The 17373-nt window shown below is 47.0% G+C and carries 11 protein-coding genes, 1 tRNA gene and 2 rRNA genes; 8 read left to right on the plus strand and 6 right to left on the minus strand.

From position 1 onward, the window contains the following. The first annotated feature begins 137 nt into the window (after positions 1–137). The 3 genes from QTN94_RS17745 (at position 138) to QTN94_RS17755 (ending at position 3388) form a co-directional block, all read left to right on the plus strand. Positions 138–3024: ribosomal RNA gene (locus QTN94_RS17745) — 23S ribosomal RNA — on the plus strand. A gap of 87 nt (positions 3025–3111) precedes the next feature. Next, positions 3112–3227, plus strand: a 5S ribosomal RNA gene (rrf, locus tag QTN94_RS17750). An 84-nt stretch (positions 3228–3311) separates the two neighbouring features. Beyond that, positions 3312–3388, plus strand: a tRNA-Asp gene (locus QTN94_RS17755). A gap of 333 nt (positions 3389–3721) precedes the next feature. Here QTN94_RS17755 and glpX read toward each other — a convergent pair. Then, positions 3722–4729 carry a class II fructose-bisphosphatase gene (gene glpX / locus QTN94_RS17760; RefSeq protein ID WP_331428407.1) on the minus strand — a complete coding sequence of 336 codons (1008 nt, stop codon included), beginning with the start codon at positions 4727–4729 and terminating at the stop codon, positions 3722–3724. A gap of 313 nt (positions 4730–5042) precedes the next feature. Between glpX and zapB the strand changes: the two genes are divergently transcribed. After that, on the plus strand, positions 5043–5285 hold the full coding sequence (gene zapB, locus QTN94_RS17765) for a cell division protein ZapB (RefSeq protein ID WP_138973559.1): 243 nt from the start codon (positions 5043–5045) through the stop codon (positions 5283–5285). A 119-nt stretch (positions 5286–5404) separates the two neighbouring features. Here the strand turns inward: zapB and metF are convergent, their stop codons facing one another. From metF to QTN94_RS17780, 3 genes are all read right to left on the minus strand, one after another. Continuing rightward, positions 5405–6295 carry a methylenetetrahydrofolate reductase gene (gene metF, locus QTN94_RS17770; protein ID WP_138973558.1) on the minus strand — a complete coding sequence of 297 codons (891 nt, stop codon included), beginning with the start codon at positions 6293–6295 and terminating at the stop codon, positions 5405–5407. A gap of 227 nt (positions 6296–6522) precedes the next feature. After that, complete coding sequence (locus tag QTN94_RS17775) at positions 6523–8934, minus strand: bifunctional aspartate kinase/homoserine dehydrogenase II (protein ID WP_331428408.1); 2412 nt, start codon at positions 8932–8934, stop codon at positions 6523–6525. Then, on the minus strand, positions 8934–10100 hold the full coding sequence (locus QTN94_RS17780) for an O-succinylhomoserine (thiol)-lyase (RefSeq protein ID WP_331428409.1): 1167 nt from the start codon (positions 10098–10100) through the stop codon (positions 8934–8936). The genes QTN94_RS17775 and QTN94_RS17780 overlap by 1 nt, the downstream gene beginning before the upstream one ends. Positions 10101–10321: 221 nt before the next feature. On the opposite strand from QTN94_RS17780, the gene metJ reads away from it, so the two are divergent. After that, positions 10322–10642 carry a met regulon transcriptional regulator MetJ gene (gene metJ, locus QTN94_RS17785; RefSeq protein ID WP_138973555.1) on the plus strand — a complete coding sequence of 107 codons (321 nt, stop codon included), beginning with the start codon at positions 10322–10324 and terminating at the stop codon, positions 10640–10642. A gap of 114 nt (positions 10643–10756) precedes the next feature. Here the strand turns inward: metJ and QTN94_RS17790 are convergent, their stop codons facing one another. Both QTN94_RS17790 and rpmE read right to left on the minus strand, forming a co-directional pair. Then, complete coding sequence (locus QTN94_RS17790) at positions 10757–12034, minus strand: malic enzyme-like NAD(P)-binding protein (RefSeq protein ID WP_138973554.1); 1278 nt, start codon at positions 12032–12034, stop codon at positions 10757–10759. Between the two features lie 259 nt (positions 12035–12293). Next, complete coding sequence (rpmE, locus tag QTN94_RS17795; RefSeq protein WP_138973553.1) at positions 12294–12512, minus strand: 50S ribosomal protein L31; 219 nt, start codon at positions 12510–12512, stop codon at positions 12294–12296. A 280-nt stretch (positions 12513–12792) separates the two neighbouring features. Here rpmE and priA point away from each other — a divergent pair, with 280 nt between their 5' ends. From priA to ftsN, 3 genes are all read left to right on the plus strand, one after another. Beyond that, on the plus strand, positions 12793–14994 hold the full coding sequence (gene priA / locus QTN94_RS17800) for a primosomal protein N' (RefSeq protein ID WP_331428410.1): 2202 nt from the start codon (positions 12793–12795) through the stop codon (positions 14992–14994). 368 nt (positions 14995–15362) lie between these two features. Continuing rightward, complete coding sequence (gene cytR, locus QTN94_RS17805; protein WP_331418542.1) at positions 15363–16370, plus strand: DNA-binding transcriptional regulator CytR; 1008 nt, start codon at positions 15363–15365, stop codon at positions 16368–16370. 114 nt (positions 16371–16484) lie between these two features. Then, positions 16485–17033, plus strand: coding sequence for a cell division protein FtsN (gene ftsN / locus QTN94_RS17810; RefSeq protein ID WP_331418543.1), 549 nt, complete (start codon positions 16485–16487; stop codon positions 17031–17033). The last annotated feature ends 340 nt before the right edge of the window (positions 17034–17373 follow it).

A 17373-nucleotide genomic window follows, 5' to 3' on the forward strand; every position in this document is an offset into this window, starting at 1 on the left:
TTAGGTACCAACACACATTCAAGTGTTCTTGGAAACATCCTTGTGATGTTTATATTTGAGTCCGGCAAAATCGTGTCTGCACATGTATAAAAATGCAGACAACTTTGGTGACTAACAAAGACCCTTTGGGGTTGTATGGTTAAGTGACTAAGCGTACACGGTGGATGCCTTGGCAGTCAGAGGCGATGAAGGACGTATTAACTTGCGATAAGCCCAGATTAGGTAGTAAAAACCTGTGAGTCTGGGATTTCCGAATGGGGAAACCCACTTACATAAGTAAGTATCGCTGCGTGAATACATAGCGCAGTGAGGCGAACCGGGGGAACTGAAACATCTAAGTACCCCGAGGAAAAGAAATCAACCGAGATTCCGAAAGTAGCGGCGAGCGAAATTGGACTAGCCCTTAAGCTTTTAATGAGACAGGTGAAGGCTCTGGAAAGTGCCGCGATACAGGGTGATAGCCCCGTAACCGACATCTCATCATCAGTGAAATCGAGTAGGGCGGGACACGTGTTATCCTGTCTGAATATGGGGGGACCATCCTCCAAGGCTAAATACTACTGACTGACCGATAGTGAACCAGTACCGTGAGGGAAAGGCGAAAAGAACCCCTGTGAGGGGAGTGAAATAGAACCTGAAACCGTGTACGTACAAGCAGTAGGAGCACCCTCGTGGTGTGACTGCGTACCTTTTGTATAATGGGTCAGCGACTTATATTCAGTAGCAAGGTTAACCATCTAGGGGAGCCGTAGAGAAATCGAGTCTTAACTGGGCGTCGAGTTGCTGGATATAGACCCGAAACCAGGTGATCTAGCCATGGGCAGGTTGAAGGTTGAGTAACATCAACTGGAGGACCGAACCGACTAATGTTGAAAAATTAGCGGATGACTTGTGGCTAGGGGTGAAAGGCCAATCAAACCTGGAGATAGCTGGTTCTCCCCGAAATCTATTTAGGTAGAGCCTCGGACGAATACTACTGGGGGTAGAGCACTGTTAAGGCTAGGGGGTCATCCCGACTTACCAACCCTTTGCAAACTCCGAATACCAGTAAGTACTATCCGGGAGACACACGGCGGGTGCTAACGTCCGTCGTGGAGAGGGAAACAACCCAGACCGCCAGCTAAGGTCCCAAATTATAGCTAAGTGGGAAACGATGTGGGAAGGCTTAGACAGCTAGGATGTTGGCTTAGAAGCAGCCATCATTTAAAGAAAGCGTAATAGCTCACTAGTCGAGTCGGCCTGCGCGGAAGATGTAACGGGGCTAAGCTATAAACCGAAGCTGCGGCAATGACTTTAGTCATTGGGTAGGGGAGCGTTCTGTAAGCCGTTGAAGGTGTGTTGTAAAGCATGCTGGAGGTATCAGAAGTGCGAATGCTGACATGAGTAACGATAAAGGGGGTGAAAAACCTCCTCGCCGGAAGACCAAGGGTTCCTGTCCAACGTTAATCGGGGCAGGGTAAGTCGACCCCTAAGGCGAGGCCGAAAGGCGTAGTCGATGGGAAACGGGTTAATATTCCCGTACTTCTTACAATTGCGATGGGGGGACGGAGAAGGCTAGGTGGGCCTGGCGACGGTTGTCCAGGTTCAAGTGCGTAGGCTTGAGAGTTAGGTAAATCCGGCTCTCTTTAAGGCTGAGACACGATGTCGAGCTACTACGGTAGTGAAGTCATTGATGCCATGCTTCCAGGAAAAGCCTCTAAGCTTCAGATTGTAAGGAATCGTACCCCAAACCGACACAGGTGGTCGGGTAGAGAATACCAAGGCGCTTGAGAGAACTCGGGTGAAGGAACTAGGCAAAATGGTACCGTAACTTCGGGAGAAGGTACGCTTCTGACGGTGAAGTCCCTCGCGGATGGAGCTATCGGAAGTCGCAGATACCAGGTGGCTGCAACTGTTTATTAAAAACACAGCACTGTGCAAAATCGTAAGATGACGTATACGGTGTGACGCCTGCCCGGTGCCGGAAGGTTAATTGATGGGGTTAGCGCTTGCGCGAAGCTCTTGATCGAAGCCCCGGTAAACGGCGGCCGTAACTATAACGGTCCTAAGGTAGCGAAATTCCTTGTCGGGTAAGTTCCGACCTGCACGAATGGCGTAATGATGGCCACGCTGTCTCCACCCGAGACTCAGTGAAATTGAAATCGCTGTGAAGATGCAGTGTACCCGCGGCTAGACGGAAAGACCCCGTGAACCTTTACTACAGCTTGGCACTGAACATTGACCCTACATGTGTAGGATAGGTGGGAGGCTTTGAAGCAAGTACGCCAGTATTTGTGGAGCCGTCCTTGAAATACCACCCTTGTAGTGTTGATGTTCTAACGTCGACCCCTGATCGGGGTTGCGGACAGTGCCTGGTGGGTAGTTTGACTGGGGCGGTCTCCTCCCAAAGAGTAACGGAGGAGCACGAAGGTGGGCTAATCACGGTTGGACATCGTGAGGTTAGTGCAATGGCATAAGCCCGCTTGACTGCGAGAATGACAATTCGAGCAGGTGCGAAAGCAGGTCATAGTGATCCGGTGGTTCTGTATGGAAGGGCCATCGCTCAACGGATAAAAGGTACTCCGGGGATAACAGGCTGATACCGCCCAAGAGTTCATATCGACGGCGGTGTTTGGCACCTCGATGTCGGCTCATCACATCCTGGGGCTGAAGTCGGTCCCAAGGGTATGGCTGTTCGCCATTTAAAGTGGTACGCGAGCTGGGTTTAGAACGTCGTGAGACAGTTCGGTCCCTATCTGCCGTGGGCGTTGGAAGATTGAAGGGGGCTGCTCCTAGTACGAGAGGACCGGAGTGGACGAACCTCTGGTGTTCGGGTTGTGTCGCCAGACGCATTGCCCGGTAGCTAAGTTCGGAATCGATAACCGCTGAAAGCATCTAAGCGGGAAGCGAGCCCTGAGATGAGTCTTCCCTGACCCCTTGAGGGTCCTAAAGGGTTGTTCGAGACTAGAACGTTGATAGGCAGGGTGTGTAAGCGCTGTGAGGCGTTGAGCTAACCTGTACTAATTGCCCGTGAGGCTTAACCATACAACACCCAAAGGGTTTTGCGGACTCAATGTAAGAACATTGAATGTGTCTTTGAGACTTTAACAGCTTTCCAGATTAAAGAATTTGCTTGGCGACCATAGCGATTTGGACCCACCTGATTCCATTCCGAACTCAGAAGTGAAACGAATTAGCGCCGATGGTAGTGTGGGGTTTCCCCATGTGAGAGTAGGACATCGCCAGGCTTTAATTTCGTTTTTAGATTTTAGACCTTTTTATTAAGGGAAAATCTAAAGGCAAAAACTTAGACTCAAGAGTCTAACCAGTGCGGAGCGGTAGTTCAGTTGGTTAGAATACCGGCCTGTCACGCCGGGGGTCGCGGGTTCGAGTCCCGTCCGCTCCGCCACTTATTCCAGACCCCAGCAGAAATGCTGGGGTCTTTTTGTTTTTATCCGTGTATGTTTCTCATCGACCGAGGCATGTCGATGGCTTGCCGTCCCGACCGCCCATCTCTGATTCATACAGCCGAGCCTGACGCTAGGCTTTGGTTGTTTTAAAAGCCCGTCGCTTACGCCACGGGCTTTTTGTGTATTAGGGAGCAGGAGTGCTTCAGGTATGGAAATCGGGTACGGGTTGTGGATTACGCGCTTTGAGATGGCATTAATATTCTAGTTTTTCGCTCCAAACAAAAAGGGTTGACGCTTTCACGCCAACCCTCCGATCTTTTCTCGCTTCTCGCTTAAAGAATAATATCTCTCACTTCAGCATCTTTGCGTTCTAGATAGTGGATAGATTTAATTCGACGGATAGTACGACAGCGACCACGGATTAATAGCGTCTCCGTTGTCGCGATATTACCTTGGCGTGTAATGCCTTCTAGAAGATCACCTTTAGTGATACCAGTTGCTGAGAACACGACATTGTCGCTGCGAGCCATATCTTCCATAGTGAGTACTACATTCGCCTCGACGCCCATTTCTTCACAGCGTTTAAGCTCTGCTGCGCCATAAATGCGGTTTTCTTCTGTATTCCCTTTCACTTCATGGCGAGGCAGTAGACGACCATGCATGTCGCCGTCTAGTGCACGGATCACTGCGGCAGATACTACCCCTTCAGGTGCGCCACCAATACAGTACATGACGTCTACTTCACTGTCTGGCATACATGTAAGAATCGATGCTGCCACATCACCATCAGGGACGGCAAATACACGCACACCCATTGCCTGCATTTCAGCGATAACGCCATCGTGACGAGGCTTAGCTAGCGTAATTACAACTAGAGTATCTAGGCTTTTACCCAGCGCGTGTGCGACGTTCTCTAGGTTTTCTTTTAGTGGCTTGTGTAAGTCGATGCAACCTTTTGCGCCTGGACCTACAACGAGCTTTTCCATATACATATCAGGTGCTTTTAAAAAGCTTCCCTTTTCGCCAGCAGCGAGTACCGCTAATGCGTTAGATTGGCCCATCGCCGTCATGCGAGTGCCTTCGATAGGGTCTACCGCGATATCGACTTCGTCGCCACCTAGGCCGACATTTTCACCGATGTAGAGCATAGGAGCATCATCGATCTCGCCTTCGCCGATAACGATTTCGCCACTGATCTCAGTTTTGTTGAGTAAGCTACGCATTACTTCTACAGCGGCACCGTCGGCTGCATTCTTATCGCCACGGCCAAGCCATTTGTAGCCTGCCAGTGCTGCACCCTCGGTAACTCGAGAAAATGCCATTGCTAAATCGCGTTTCATGATGACTCCAAGTAAAGGATAAAGAGAAAAAACAAAAACGGCAGGATTTTACCATATCAAAAAGGAAACGTTTGCTTTTTTGCCTATAAGGTCATTGAACAGGATCAATTTAGTCGCTTAAATAGATCACATTTCGTCGCTTTTGACTCAGATGTAAAGCTATTGTCAATTTACGCTGTTTTTTTAAGCGAATGATGAAAAATATCCAAGATAGGGCGTGTCTATCAGCGCTCGGCTGAGTAGAATGGAACAAAACGGGTTTGGATCATCGATGACCAAAACCTTTCCCCGAATAACAAATAGGTAGGCCAAGATGTCTTTTGAAGTATTAGAACAGCTAGAAGCAAAAATCCAAACTGCAGTTGATACTATTGCCCTTCTGCAAATGGAAGTAGAAGAGCTTAAAGAAGAGAAAGAGAAACTTGCGACAGAAGCAAACGAACTACGTAGCAGTCGTGAGGAGCTAGAACACAAAGCGCAGCAAATGCAGCAAGAGCATTCAGCGTGGCAGGAGCGCATCCGCAACCTACTTGGTAAAATGGACGATGTAGAGTAATAGGATAGAACCTATATTTTTCGTAGCAGGCTGGACTTGATGTTCAGCCTTTTTTGTATCGAGCGAAAAAATAAAGGCCGATAAGGTTATCGGCCATGGGAATGAGAGTTTGGCTCTGGTTAGCCTTGAGGACGTACGCCAAGTGTATGGCACAGTGCATACGTCATTTCTGCACGATTTAGCGTGTAGAAGTGGAAATCTTTAACGCCTTCACGACTTAGGATTCGAACCATATCAATTGCGTGGCTGGCGCCGACAAGCTGGCGAGTTGTTGGGTCATCATCTAGCCCTTCAAACTGCTTTTTCATCCAACCAGGCACTTTCACTGCATTCTGTGCTGCAAAGCGAGAAGCTTGCTTAAAGTTGGAAACGGGTAAAATACCCGGAACAATCTCTACGTCGATACCCGCTGCCACACAGCGGTCACGAAAACGCAGGTAGCTCTCAACATCAAAAAAGAATTGCGTAATAGCGCGGTTCGCACCAGCATCAACTTTGCGTTTTAGGTTGAGAAGATCCGCCTGAGCACTCTTTGCTTCAGGGTGTACTTCTGGGAATGCCGCGACTGAAATGTCGAAGTCATGGCGAGCTTTTAACAACTCGACTAAATCAGAAGCATACATTTCAGGTTTTCCACCACCCGGTGGGATGTCACCACGAAGGGCCACGATGTTGTGAATGCCGTTCGCCCAGTAGTCATCTGCAATTTGGATCAGTTCTTCGCGAGAGGCGTCAATACACGTTAGGTGTGGAGCTGCGACTAAGCCAGTTTCTGCCTTAATCTCTTTAATGATGGAGTGAGTTCTATCGCGTTCACCTGAGTTTGCACCGTAAGTCACAGAGACAAATTTTGGCTTAAGATTTTTTAGACGGTGTACAGAATTCCACAGTGTTTCTTCCATTTTTTCACTGCTAGGTGGAAAAAATTCAAATGAAACATTGATGTTGTCAGAAAGCTCAGCGACATTCTGATTTAAGGCGTCGATATGACTAGCGTGTGTGTATCCCATCTTACTCTCTCCCAATGGCCATCCATGCCAAAAAACTCATAATTCCCAATCGACGTTTAGACGTCTATATGTCTACAGAATGAATTGAATGCGATTTAATGTCAACTCTGTAATTATGAATTTTTCTCAAGTTGATTATGAGCGGGTTTCAAGTTGATTGGCAACCCATGATTTTGTTTGCTATTTGAGATAGAGCAAGGGCGCTAAATCATTTAGCGCCCTAGAGGTTAAAGTAAACTGGATAGTAGATTTAGGTCGGATTGAATTGCGCCTGCGGTGACCTCTCGGCCTGCTCCTGGTCCACGTATTACCAATGGGTTGTCTTTATACCATTTACTTTCAATGGCGAAGATGTTGTCACAAGGGAGTAGATTAGCTAACGCATGCTCTTTGTTGAGTGCCTCAACGCCGACGGTTGCAGTGCCGTTTTTCTCAAGTCGAGCAACATAGCGCAGTACTTTATCTTCTCTTTGTGCCTTTTTAAGACGTTCAGCCAGCAGTTCACTGAGTAATTGGCTTTGATCAAAAAACTCATCGATAGTTAGACCTGTGAGCTCTTGAGGCACGAGACTTTCGACTTTTACTGATTCTGGCTCAATGACAAGCCCTGATTCACGCGCAAGAATAACCAGTTTGCGCATGACGTCTGAGCCATCGAGGTCGTGGCGAGGATCGGGTTCAGTTAATCCTTGCTGCCATGCCAGATCGACGAGCTCTGCAAATGGTACGCTGCCATCGTACTGTTGGAAAAGCCAAGAGAGCGTGCCTGAAAAAATGCCAGACAGCGCAAGGATGTCGTCACCACTTTCACGTAAGTCTCTAACGGTGTGATTGATCGGTAATCCTGCACCAACGGTAGCATTGTAAAGCCAGTGACGGTTGATCTTGGCAAATGCATCTTGTACTTGATGGTAGTATTCGCTGGAAGCGGACCCTGCTACCTTATTTGCAGAGATCAAATGCATCCCTTGCTCTGCGATCTCTAAGTAGCGTTCTGCCAGCGTCTTACTTGCGGTGACATCTAAGATGACAAGGTCATCATAGCCTTGAATGGAACCGAGCACCTTAATCCAATCACTGCCCTCGTGACTGATCGCTTCTTCATCAAAATGAGTTGCGACTTGGGCTGCATCAATGCCATTTGGGTTAAACCAATAAGTCTGGCTATCGATAACAGCAACTAACTCAAAGTTCATTCCATGGCGTTTTTCTAGCTCAGTTTTCTGTTCGGAGAATAGTGCCAGCCAACTGGAGCCGATATTGCCTTTGCCACACAGTGCAATAGCGACTCGTTTTTGCGCTTGGAAAAGCTGACTGTGAATCGATTTGACCAGTAGTTTAGTGTTTGCCTTACGTAGCACTGCAACAAGGCTAAGGCCTGATAAGGATTCAGAGATAAACTCAACTGGCGAGTTCTTTAGCTGTTGGTAGAAACCATAACAATGGTTGGCATTCTTTGTCACACCGGCACCAACGGCGGCGACCATCGAATAACCTTCTTTTAGTTTGATTTCCGCTTCAAACGCTGCGTCTTGTAAATGCTCTAAAGCACCGCCAACAATTTCGCTGGTATACGCTAAGCGTATAGAGTGTTGGTCTGGTTGAACCTCGTAGGTAAGAGGTTCAAGCTGGGCACGTTTGAGGCTAGCAAGTACCTCATTTTCAATACGTTGGAAATCATGTCGAGAAGAGAAGTAAAGTTCGAACAATAGCACTTCATCGAGAGATGAAATGATTTTAGCCCCTCTTCCTGATGCCAATACACGTTCAATACGAGTTGAACCCGACTCTGGCTGATAGCTACAGCGAAGGTGCAAATCCATCGAGCTTTGAGCGACAGGTTGTAAGGTTCTGCTGTGGAGAACTGGCGCTGCTAGTCGTGCCAACTCGCTTGCTTCGTCTAAGCGTAATAGTGGTAAGAGACAGGCGTCGGAGACCAATCTTGGATCTGCGCTATATACACCCGCAACATCGCTCCAGATAGTTACACGGTTTGCTTCCGCGAGAGCACCAATCACGGTTGCAGAGTAGTCAGAGCCATTTCGTCCTAAGAGAACAGTGTGTCCTTGCTTATCTTGTGCCATGAAGCCTGTAATCACGATACGATGATGGACATGTTGCGCAAGCACTTCTTTAATTAATGGATAAGAAGCACCACAATCAACTTCAGGTTGAGTGCCTGCTTCTGCACGAAGGAAGGCGCGGGCATCTTGCGCGACAGCAGGCAAATTGGTTTGGCAGAGCAAGGCAGCAAGCAGGCGAGACGACCAGACCTCTCCATGGCCAAGCACCGCCGCTTTTTGTGCTTCGTTGAGAGGGAAAGTTAATTCTCCCAAGGTACTGAATTCATCCTGAAGAGTAGCGAGTAGTTGCTGTTTAGTTTCGCCTTCAATCAGCTCTTCAACGAGTTCAGTTTGAAATACTCGTAAGGATTGGAGTTCTTCATGAGCAATGCGCCCATCAGTTGCGAGCCCTTCAAGAAACGCGATCAGTCGGTTCGTTGTTTTACCAGCCGCAGAGACAACGATGAGATCATCCGGTCTTGAGTACTCTTTTAGGATACCCACTACGCGGCGATAACATTCAGGATCCGCTAAGCTACTTCCGCCAAATTTATGTAGCTGACGTTCATGAGACATTATTGAGCCTCCGCTGTTTTAGCAAATGCTTGCTTTAAATCTGCAATTAAGTCGTCTGCATCTTCAAGCCCGACAGAGATACGTAGCAGTTGCTGTGACACTCCCGCTTCCGCTAGCGCCTCGTCACCCATTGCTCGATGGGTCATAGATGCAGGATGGCAAATTAGGCTTTCTACGCCACCTAGAGATTCAGCCAACGAAAATAGCTCTAGTTCGCCAACAAAGTATTTAAGCTGTTCGAAAGTACCTGCAAACTCGAAACTGAGCATCGATCCAAATCCGGTTTGTTGCTTCTTAGCAATGTCATGACCAGGATGATCAGGCAGGCTAGGGTGATAGATTTTGCCTACAAGTTGTTGAGTCTGAAGGTAGCTGAGAATTTTGCTAGAACTCTCTTCATGGACTTTCATTCGTGCTCCGAGTGTTCGTATGCCACGTAGTGTCATGTAACTGTCGAAAGGAGTGCCGGTGGCGCCGATACAGTTACCCCACCACGCTAACTCTTCCGCGTGTTGTTCATTTTTGGTAATCACCACGCCGCCAATAACGTCTGAATGACCATTGATGTATTTAGTCGTTGAGTGAATGACAAAATCTGCACCAAGCTCAAGAGGTTTCTGGAATACAGGAGTCAAAAAGGTGTTGTCGACCGCAACCAATGCGCCGACCTTTTTGGCTTTTTGGCAAACACTTGCGATGTCAACGACTCGAACCAATGGATTTGACGGTGTTTCTAAGAGGATCAGTTTAGGCTTTTGCGCCAATGCCTCTTCGAGGGCTTGCTGGTTTGATTGGTCAACAAACAGGACTTTGAAATCCCCTTTGTTGGCACGAGTGTTAAATAGTCGGTAGGTGCCCCCGTAGCAATCGTGAGGTGCGACGATAATATCGCCAGGGCTCAAGAAGGCTGACACCCATAAATTAAGGGCGGATGTACCGCAGTTAGTGACCACTGCCCCTTTGCCTGACTCAAGTTCATATAGGGCGGTTTCTAATAGGCCTCGGTTTGGGTTGCCAGAGCGAGTGTAATCGTACTTAGGCACTTCTCCGAAAGCTGGGAACCCATAGTTGGTCGAAAGGTAAATGGGTGGAACAACTGCGTGATGTTGAGTGTCAGACTCGATACCAGTACGTACCGCGATTGTGGCTGGTTTACGGGTGCTCATAAATGTTTCCTTTCGACCTTAAATGACTTTTTCAATGGAATAGGCTATAAGCTCTTAAGAGCCATATCGTGGCCATCCCAATCCTTTATTCAATTTACTTTACTTGCCATTTTATAGGACGTCAATACTTCTAGACGTCTATATGTCTTTGCTTGTGGCTATAAATACCGCTAAAATTGGGGTTTCTATTTTCAAACATAAAAATTGATAAAAGGTGCGCAATGGCAGATTGGAATGGCGAATACATTAGCCCATATGCTGAGCATGGAAAGAAAAGCGAACAAGTAAAGAAGATTACTGTTTCTATTCCATTGAAAGTATTAAAGGTTTTAACAGATGAGCGTACACGCCGTCAGATTAATAACCTACGCCACGCAACAAATAGTGAGCTATTGTGTGAAGCATTTTTGCATGCTTATACAGGGCAACCGTTGCCTACAGATGAAGATTTACGTAAAGACCGCCCTGACGACATTCCTGCTGAAGTGAAGAAACTGATGACGGAAATGGGCATTGAGTTCGAAGCGTTTGATGACGAATAACAAAAAATATTAGCACCTTTATTTTTCGCTGAAAGCCGATAACATCATCAAAAATAAAAAAACCGCTGAATATGACAGCGGTTTTTTTGTCTTTATCACATCAGAAACAATGGATTATTGTTCCATGTAGCTTGCTGGCATTTCAATGCGAGCGACACCTGAGTCTACCGCGGCTTGAGCAACTGCTTTTGCAACGCGTGGTAGTAGGCGAGGATCCATTGGTTTAGGAATGATGTAACCCGGGCCAAAAGACAGGGCGTCAACACCTGCTGCAGTGAGTACTTCAGCCGGCACTTCTTCTTTGGCTAGCTGACGAATTGCGTCGACTGCTGCTAACTTCATCTCATCGTTGATTTCACTTGCACGCACGTCGAGTGCACCGCGGAAAATGAATGGGAAGCACAGTACGTTGTTGACCTGGTTAGGGTAGTCACTGCGACCTGTGCCCATAATCAGATCCTGACGTACTTGGTGAGCAAGTTCAGGTTTGATTTCTGGATCTGGGTTAGAACATGCAAATACCACTGGCTTGTTCGCCATTAAAGCAAGCGCTTCAGGAGAAAGTAGGTTTGGACCTGATACACCTAGGAACAGATCAGCACCTTCAATCACGTCTTCTAGAGTGCGCTTGTCAGTATTGTTGGCAAACAGTTGTTTGTATTCGTTCAAATCATCACGGCGAGTGTGGATGACGCCCTTGCGGTCAAGCATGTAGATCTTCTCACGCATAGCGCCACATTTAATCAGTAGTTCCATACATGCGACAGCCGCAGCACCTGCACCTAGACAGACAATCGTTGCGTCTTCGAGTTTCTTGCCTTGTAGCTCGATAGCGTTAAGCATGCCAGCTGCAGTAACAATCGCAGTACCGTGCTGGTCATCGTGGAAAACAGGAACATCACAGCGTTCAATCAGCTGCTTTTCAATCTCAAAACAGTCGGGTGCTTTAATGTCTTCTAGGTTGATGCCGCCAAACGTATCAGCAATATTCGCAACCGTATCGACGAACTCTTCGATAGTGCGGTGTTTGACTTCAATATCAATAGAATCTAGACCTGCAAAGCGTTTGAATAGAAGAGCTTTACCTTCCATTACTGGCTTAGAGGCAAGAGGACCTAAATTACCAAGACCAAGAATCGCGGTGCCGTTAGAGATAACAGCGACCATGTTGCCTTTAGAAGTGTATTTGTAAACGTTGTCTGCATTTTGTGCGATTTCACGTACTGGTTCTGCTACGCCTGGGCTGTATGCCAAAGCAAGGTCTTTAGCGGTTTCTGCTGGCTTTGTAAGTGCGATCTCAATTTTCCCTGGAGTAGGGATTGCGTGGTAATCCAATGCTTGTTGACGAAATTGTTCTTCAGGGGATAGTTCTTGGCGATTGTCGTCTGACATAGGTGTAGGTACTCGTTAATAATTATATGGAAAGGGGGAATCCATTCTAGAGTAACTAAGTCAAGCTGCCTAGGTGAGAATGCGAGCTAAAGCAAGAAAAAGTAGTAAATGACTGGAGATAAGACCAGATGAATAGAGATATAGCTAGCGAATATCGCCAATTGTAATAGATTCGCCTGAAAAATGAGTAGCGAGCAAAGAGCAGAGAACAAAAAAGGACGCCTGGGCGTCCTTTTTTAATTCGGTAACAAGGAAGTTATTACTTCTTGCTTGATAGAGCACCGAAACGCTTGTTGAAGCGATCAACACGGCCGCCTGTATCAACGATACGTTGCTTACCAGTGTAGAATGGGTGACATTTGTCACATACGTCTAGGTGGATAGAATCTTTGTCTAGAGTTGAGTTGAACTCAAAAGAGTTACCACAAGAACAAGTCGCTTTGATTGCTTTGTATTCTGGGTGGATACCAGCTTTCATGGGAGAACCTCTGTAATAGGCCGTGTCGCTATCCGAATCTAAGCCGGACACCACACGTAGTTAATAAAAATAATCTAGGATACCGCTACATATCAGCAAGCCATATCTCTAAGGCGCGATATAGTAATGAATACATCGGTTAGGATCAAGCCGTTTCAACATAAAGTTGCTACTTTTTTAGCCTGATTAGGTTGAATGGTGCTGGTGTTGTTCTCTTTCAACCAATGACCTTTTCCCTTAGACTAATTAACCTCTTCTCTTACTGAACTTTAAAGCCTATATGCGACCAACTATTGCCCGTGTAGCTCTGCCTGTTCCACTGGATAAACAGTTTGATTATCAGATTCCCAGCCATATGTTTCCAATCATAGGCGGGCGTGTCTCGGTGCCATTCGGCCGTCAGACATTAGTGGGCATAGTAACGGCATTGGTTAATGAATCGGAGTTTGGTCTCGATAAGTTGAAACCGATTAAGCAAGTGCTTGATAGTCAGCCTGTTTGGTCGCAAAGCCTCTACTCCTTGCTGGTTTGGTGCAGTCATTTTTATCAGTATCCGCTTGGCGACACTCTGTTCAATGCCATGCCGAGTGCCTTGCGTAAAGGGAAAGAGGCAGACTTTGCCACCTTAGTAGAGTGGCGGCTCACTGCAAAAGGTCGTGATCAGCTCATGCAGGGGTTTGGTCGTGCAGTAAAACAAGCAAAAGTAATGCGTATGCTCGAACATGGTTCGGTGGCACAGCAAAGGTTTTTGGATGAAGAAGTCTCTTCGGCTGTTTTAAAGTCTTTAACGGAAAAAGGTTGGATAGAATCCATTGAGAACAAACCTGTGATTCGAGATTGGCGTCAAGATGTTGAGGCCAAGGTCGACAAACCCAAATTGAATTCAGAGCAAGCTATTGCAATCGCGACAGTGAATAGCGGTGAAGGCTTTGGTTGTTATCTACTTGAAGGGGTAACGGGCTCGGGTAAAACCGAAGTGTATCTTAATTTGATCAAGCCAGTGCTAGAGCAAGGTAAACAAGCTCTCGTGTTGGTACCTGAAATAGGCCTGACGCCACAAACCATCAACCGCTTCAAGAAGCGATTTAATGTACCTGTAGAAGTCATTCACTCAGGTCTCAATGATACTGAACGCCTTAATGCGTGGTTGAGCGCTCGTGATAATGCATCGGGTATTGTGATTGGCACCCGCTCAGCATTATTAACCCCTTTCTCTAACTTGGGCATTATTATTGTTGATGAGGAGCATGATGCCTCATACAAACAGCAGGATAGCTTGCGTTATCACGCTCGTGATGTGGCGGTGATGAGAGCCAATAAGGAGCAAATTCCGATCGTATTGGGGTCGGCAACACCAGCATTAGAGACACTACACAATGCATTGGCGGGTAAATACCATCACTTGATCCTCTCTTCTCGTGCTGGAAATGCGACGTCAACAACGAACAAAGTCCTCGATGTTAAGGGGCTCTATTTAGAAAGTGGATTGTCCGCTCCGCTGATTGCCGAGATGCGCAAACATCTCAAGCAAGGTAATCAAGTAATGCTGTTTCTCAATCGGCGTGGCTTTTCTCCGGCACTGATGTGTCACGAATGTGGTTGGATTGCAGAGTGTAAACGGTGTGATGCGTATTACACATATCACCAATTTAGCAACGAAATTCGCTGTCACCATTGTGGTTCACAGCAACCGATTATCCACCAGTGTCAAGGATGTGGTTCAACGCACTTAGTGACCGTTGGGGTGGGGACAGAGCAGTTAGAAAAACAATTGGCAGAACTTTTCCCTGAATACAAAACCATTCGTATCGACCGAGACAGTACACGTCGAAAAGGTAGTTTAGAAAGTGCATTAGGGGCTATTCGCAAAGGAGAATACCAAATTCTAATTGGTACACAGATGCTCGCAAAAGGTCATCACTTTCCTGATGTGACGTTGGTGGGGCTCTTGGACGTAGATGGCTCTCTTTACTCCAGTGACTTTCGTGCCTCTGAACGTTTAGCGCAACTCTTTATACAGGTTGCTGGTCGTGCAGGGCGAGCGAGCAAACCCGGCGAAGTCGTACTGCAAACACACCATCCTGAACACAGTTTGCTGCAAGCGTTACTGACGAAAAGTTACCGCCACTTTGCAGAAACAGCGCTACAAGAACGAAAACTGGCTCAGTTACCGCCTTATTCGTTTTTAACCCTATTTCGAGCCGAAGCCAATCAATCCGAAACAGTTGAAGAGTTTCTGCGTCAGGTTCGCCATACCTTAGAGGCACATCCGCTGTTTGATGACCTGTGCCAAGTCCTTGGCCCTACACCCGCTCCGCTAGCCAAAAGAGCAGGAAAGTGTCGTTGGCAACTACTACTGCAAACGCAAAGCCGTCCAGTTATGCAGAAATTGTTGGCCAGTGCTAAGCCGGCCATCGCATTATTGCCATTGGCCAAAAAAGTGCGTTGGAGTCTCGATATTGAACCTCAAGATTTAAGTTAGCCTGCCAGTAGGTTTTATTCTAAATGGACATGTTTTTGCTTAAATAGATCATTGATGAGTCATTGCGACAATCAATATTCACACCTTTTTCATTTATTTGTGATCGAAATCTCCTCTCAGGCGCCAATTTTGTTAAATCTCCCGTAACTTTGTGTTTTGAAATGAATAAACTAGGTCGTGTGCAATGTGTTGCTCTCAAACTGTTATTTGTGAGTTAATCGTTTGCTCGAGGCATATTAATAAGAAGATAGGTATTTAGCCTACAAATCGACATCATTTTAGCCGTTGAGGCTATGAGATAAATTCCAACTAGAAGCTAAGGTGGCAACCGAGCTACCGTTGAAGGAAACGAAGAGGGTAAATTTTATATGGCGACAATGAAGGATGTTGCCCAGCTTGCAGGAGTATCAACAGCGACTGTATCAAGGGCGTTGATGAATCCGGAAAAAGTATCATCAGCGACGAGAAAAAGAGTTGAAGATGCGGTATTGGAAGCTGGTTATTCACCAAACTCGTTGGCGCGCAATTTGCGCCGCAATGAGTCAAAAACAATTATCGCGATCATTCCGGATATCTGTGATCCTTACTATACCGAAATTATTCGAGGTATTGAGGATGCTGCGATGGAGCACGGTTACATTGTTCTACTCGGCGATAGTGGTCAGCAGAAAAAAAGAGAAAGCTCATTTGTGAATCTTGTGTTTACTAAACAAGCTGATGGCATGTTGTTACTTGGTACCGATCTCCCCTTCGATGTCAGTAAGCCTGAACAGAAGAATTTGCCTCCTATGGTGATGGCGTGTGAGTTTGCGCCAGAATTAGAACTCCCAACTGTACATATCGATAACCTGACTTCCGCTTTTGAGGCGGTTAACTATCTCACGCAGATGGGGCATAAGCGCGTTGCTCAGATCTCGGGACCGCAATCGGCGGTGTTGTGTCAATTCCGCCATCAGGGCTATCAACAAGCTCTACGTCGAGCGGGTATTACGATGAATCCTAATTACTGTACGTATGGGAATTTTTCGTTTGAGGATGGTGCAAAGGCAGTACGCCAGCTGTTGGCGTTGTCTGAACCTCCAACAGCGGTCTTTTGTCATAATGATGCAATGGCTATAGGTGCGATTCAGGGAGCTAAAAAGCTCGGTATCCGAGTACCACAAGATTTATCCGTGGTTGGTTTCGATGATATCCACTTTGCACAGTACTGCGATCCACCGCTAACTACCATTTCACAGCCTCGCTATGAAATCGGTCGTCAGGCGATGCTAATGATGCTTGAGTTATTGCGTGGCCATGACGTTAGAGCAGGATCGAGACTATTGGAAACGAAACTGGTTGTTCGTGAAAGTGCTGCTCCTCCGCGAGTGCTTTAAAACATACCTCTCAGCGGCACATTTTGATGTGCCGCTTCCATTTATACTCTGTCATCAAGTGGCGATCTGCATTAACATATCGGCAGTAGTAAACAAAATTATTGATGTTAAGTAGTGGCGAATCGAGATTACGTTAAAAGAGGTCGTGGCGGAAACAGCCGCAAGCCGACCAAAAAAACATCTGCACCACGTCGTAAACCATGGCGCAGTGGCCTGTTAGCTATTTTGCTGGTGGGGGTGTTTGGTTATGGTCTGTATAGCCTCAGTAATGATCCTGAGCCACCAGCGCCAGTTGTTGAATCGGTTAAACCAAAATCGAAGCCAGCAACGCAAGCCAAACTGCCACCACCTCCAGAAGAGAAGTGGGATTATGTCGATTCGTTGCCAAGCCGAGAAGTTGAAGTAAAAGCTAAAGAGCAGGTGGTATCTGAGATTCCATATATCATGCAGTGTGGCGCTTATAAGACCGCTCAGCAAGCTGAAGCACGTAAGTTGGATATCGCTTTTCAGGGCATCAATAGTAAGATCCGTAAAAAAGAAGACAGCAGTTGGTATCGTGTTGTGCTTGGACCTTATAAGTTCAAGCGAGATGCGGAACGAGACAAGCATAAGCTACAACGCGCTAAAATCGAACCTTGCGCGATCTGGAAAGAAGCGCAGTAGAAGTTTTAAAAACGAACCCACAGGGTTCGTTTTTTTATGCCACGTAAACAGAACGGGCTCCGCCCTGTGGAGAGCTTTGCTCCAAGAAGCGAGATCGGACTGCGTCCTCAGAGAACGCTGCGCTTCGTGAGCGGGCTCCGCCCTGCGAGAGTTTAGAACGGACTTCATGTGGGGGCGGGTAGTGAGTTGATAGAACCAGGTGTTGACAGGACTTGTCCCAGCGAAGAGATAATACTCTCGCCTCTCGCCTCTCGCCTCTCGCCTCTCGCCTCTCGCCTCTCGCCTCTCGCCTCTCGCCTCTCGCCTCTCGCCTCTCGCCTCTCGCCTCTCGCCTCTCGCC

The sequence above is a fragment of the Vibrio sp. M250220 genome (assembly GCF_036533795.1).
In the GTDB taxonomy this organism is placed as follows: Bacteria; Pseudomonadota; Gammaproteobacteria; order Enterobacterales; family Vibrionaceae; genus Vibrio.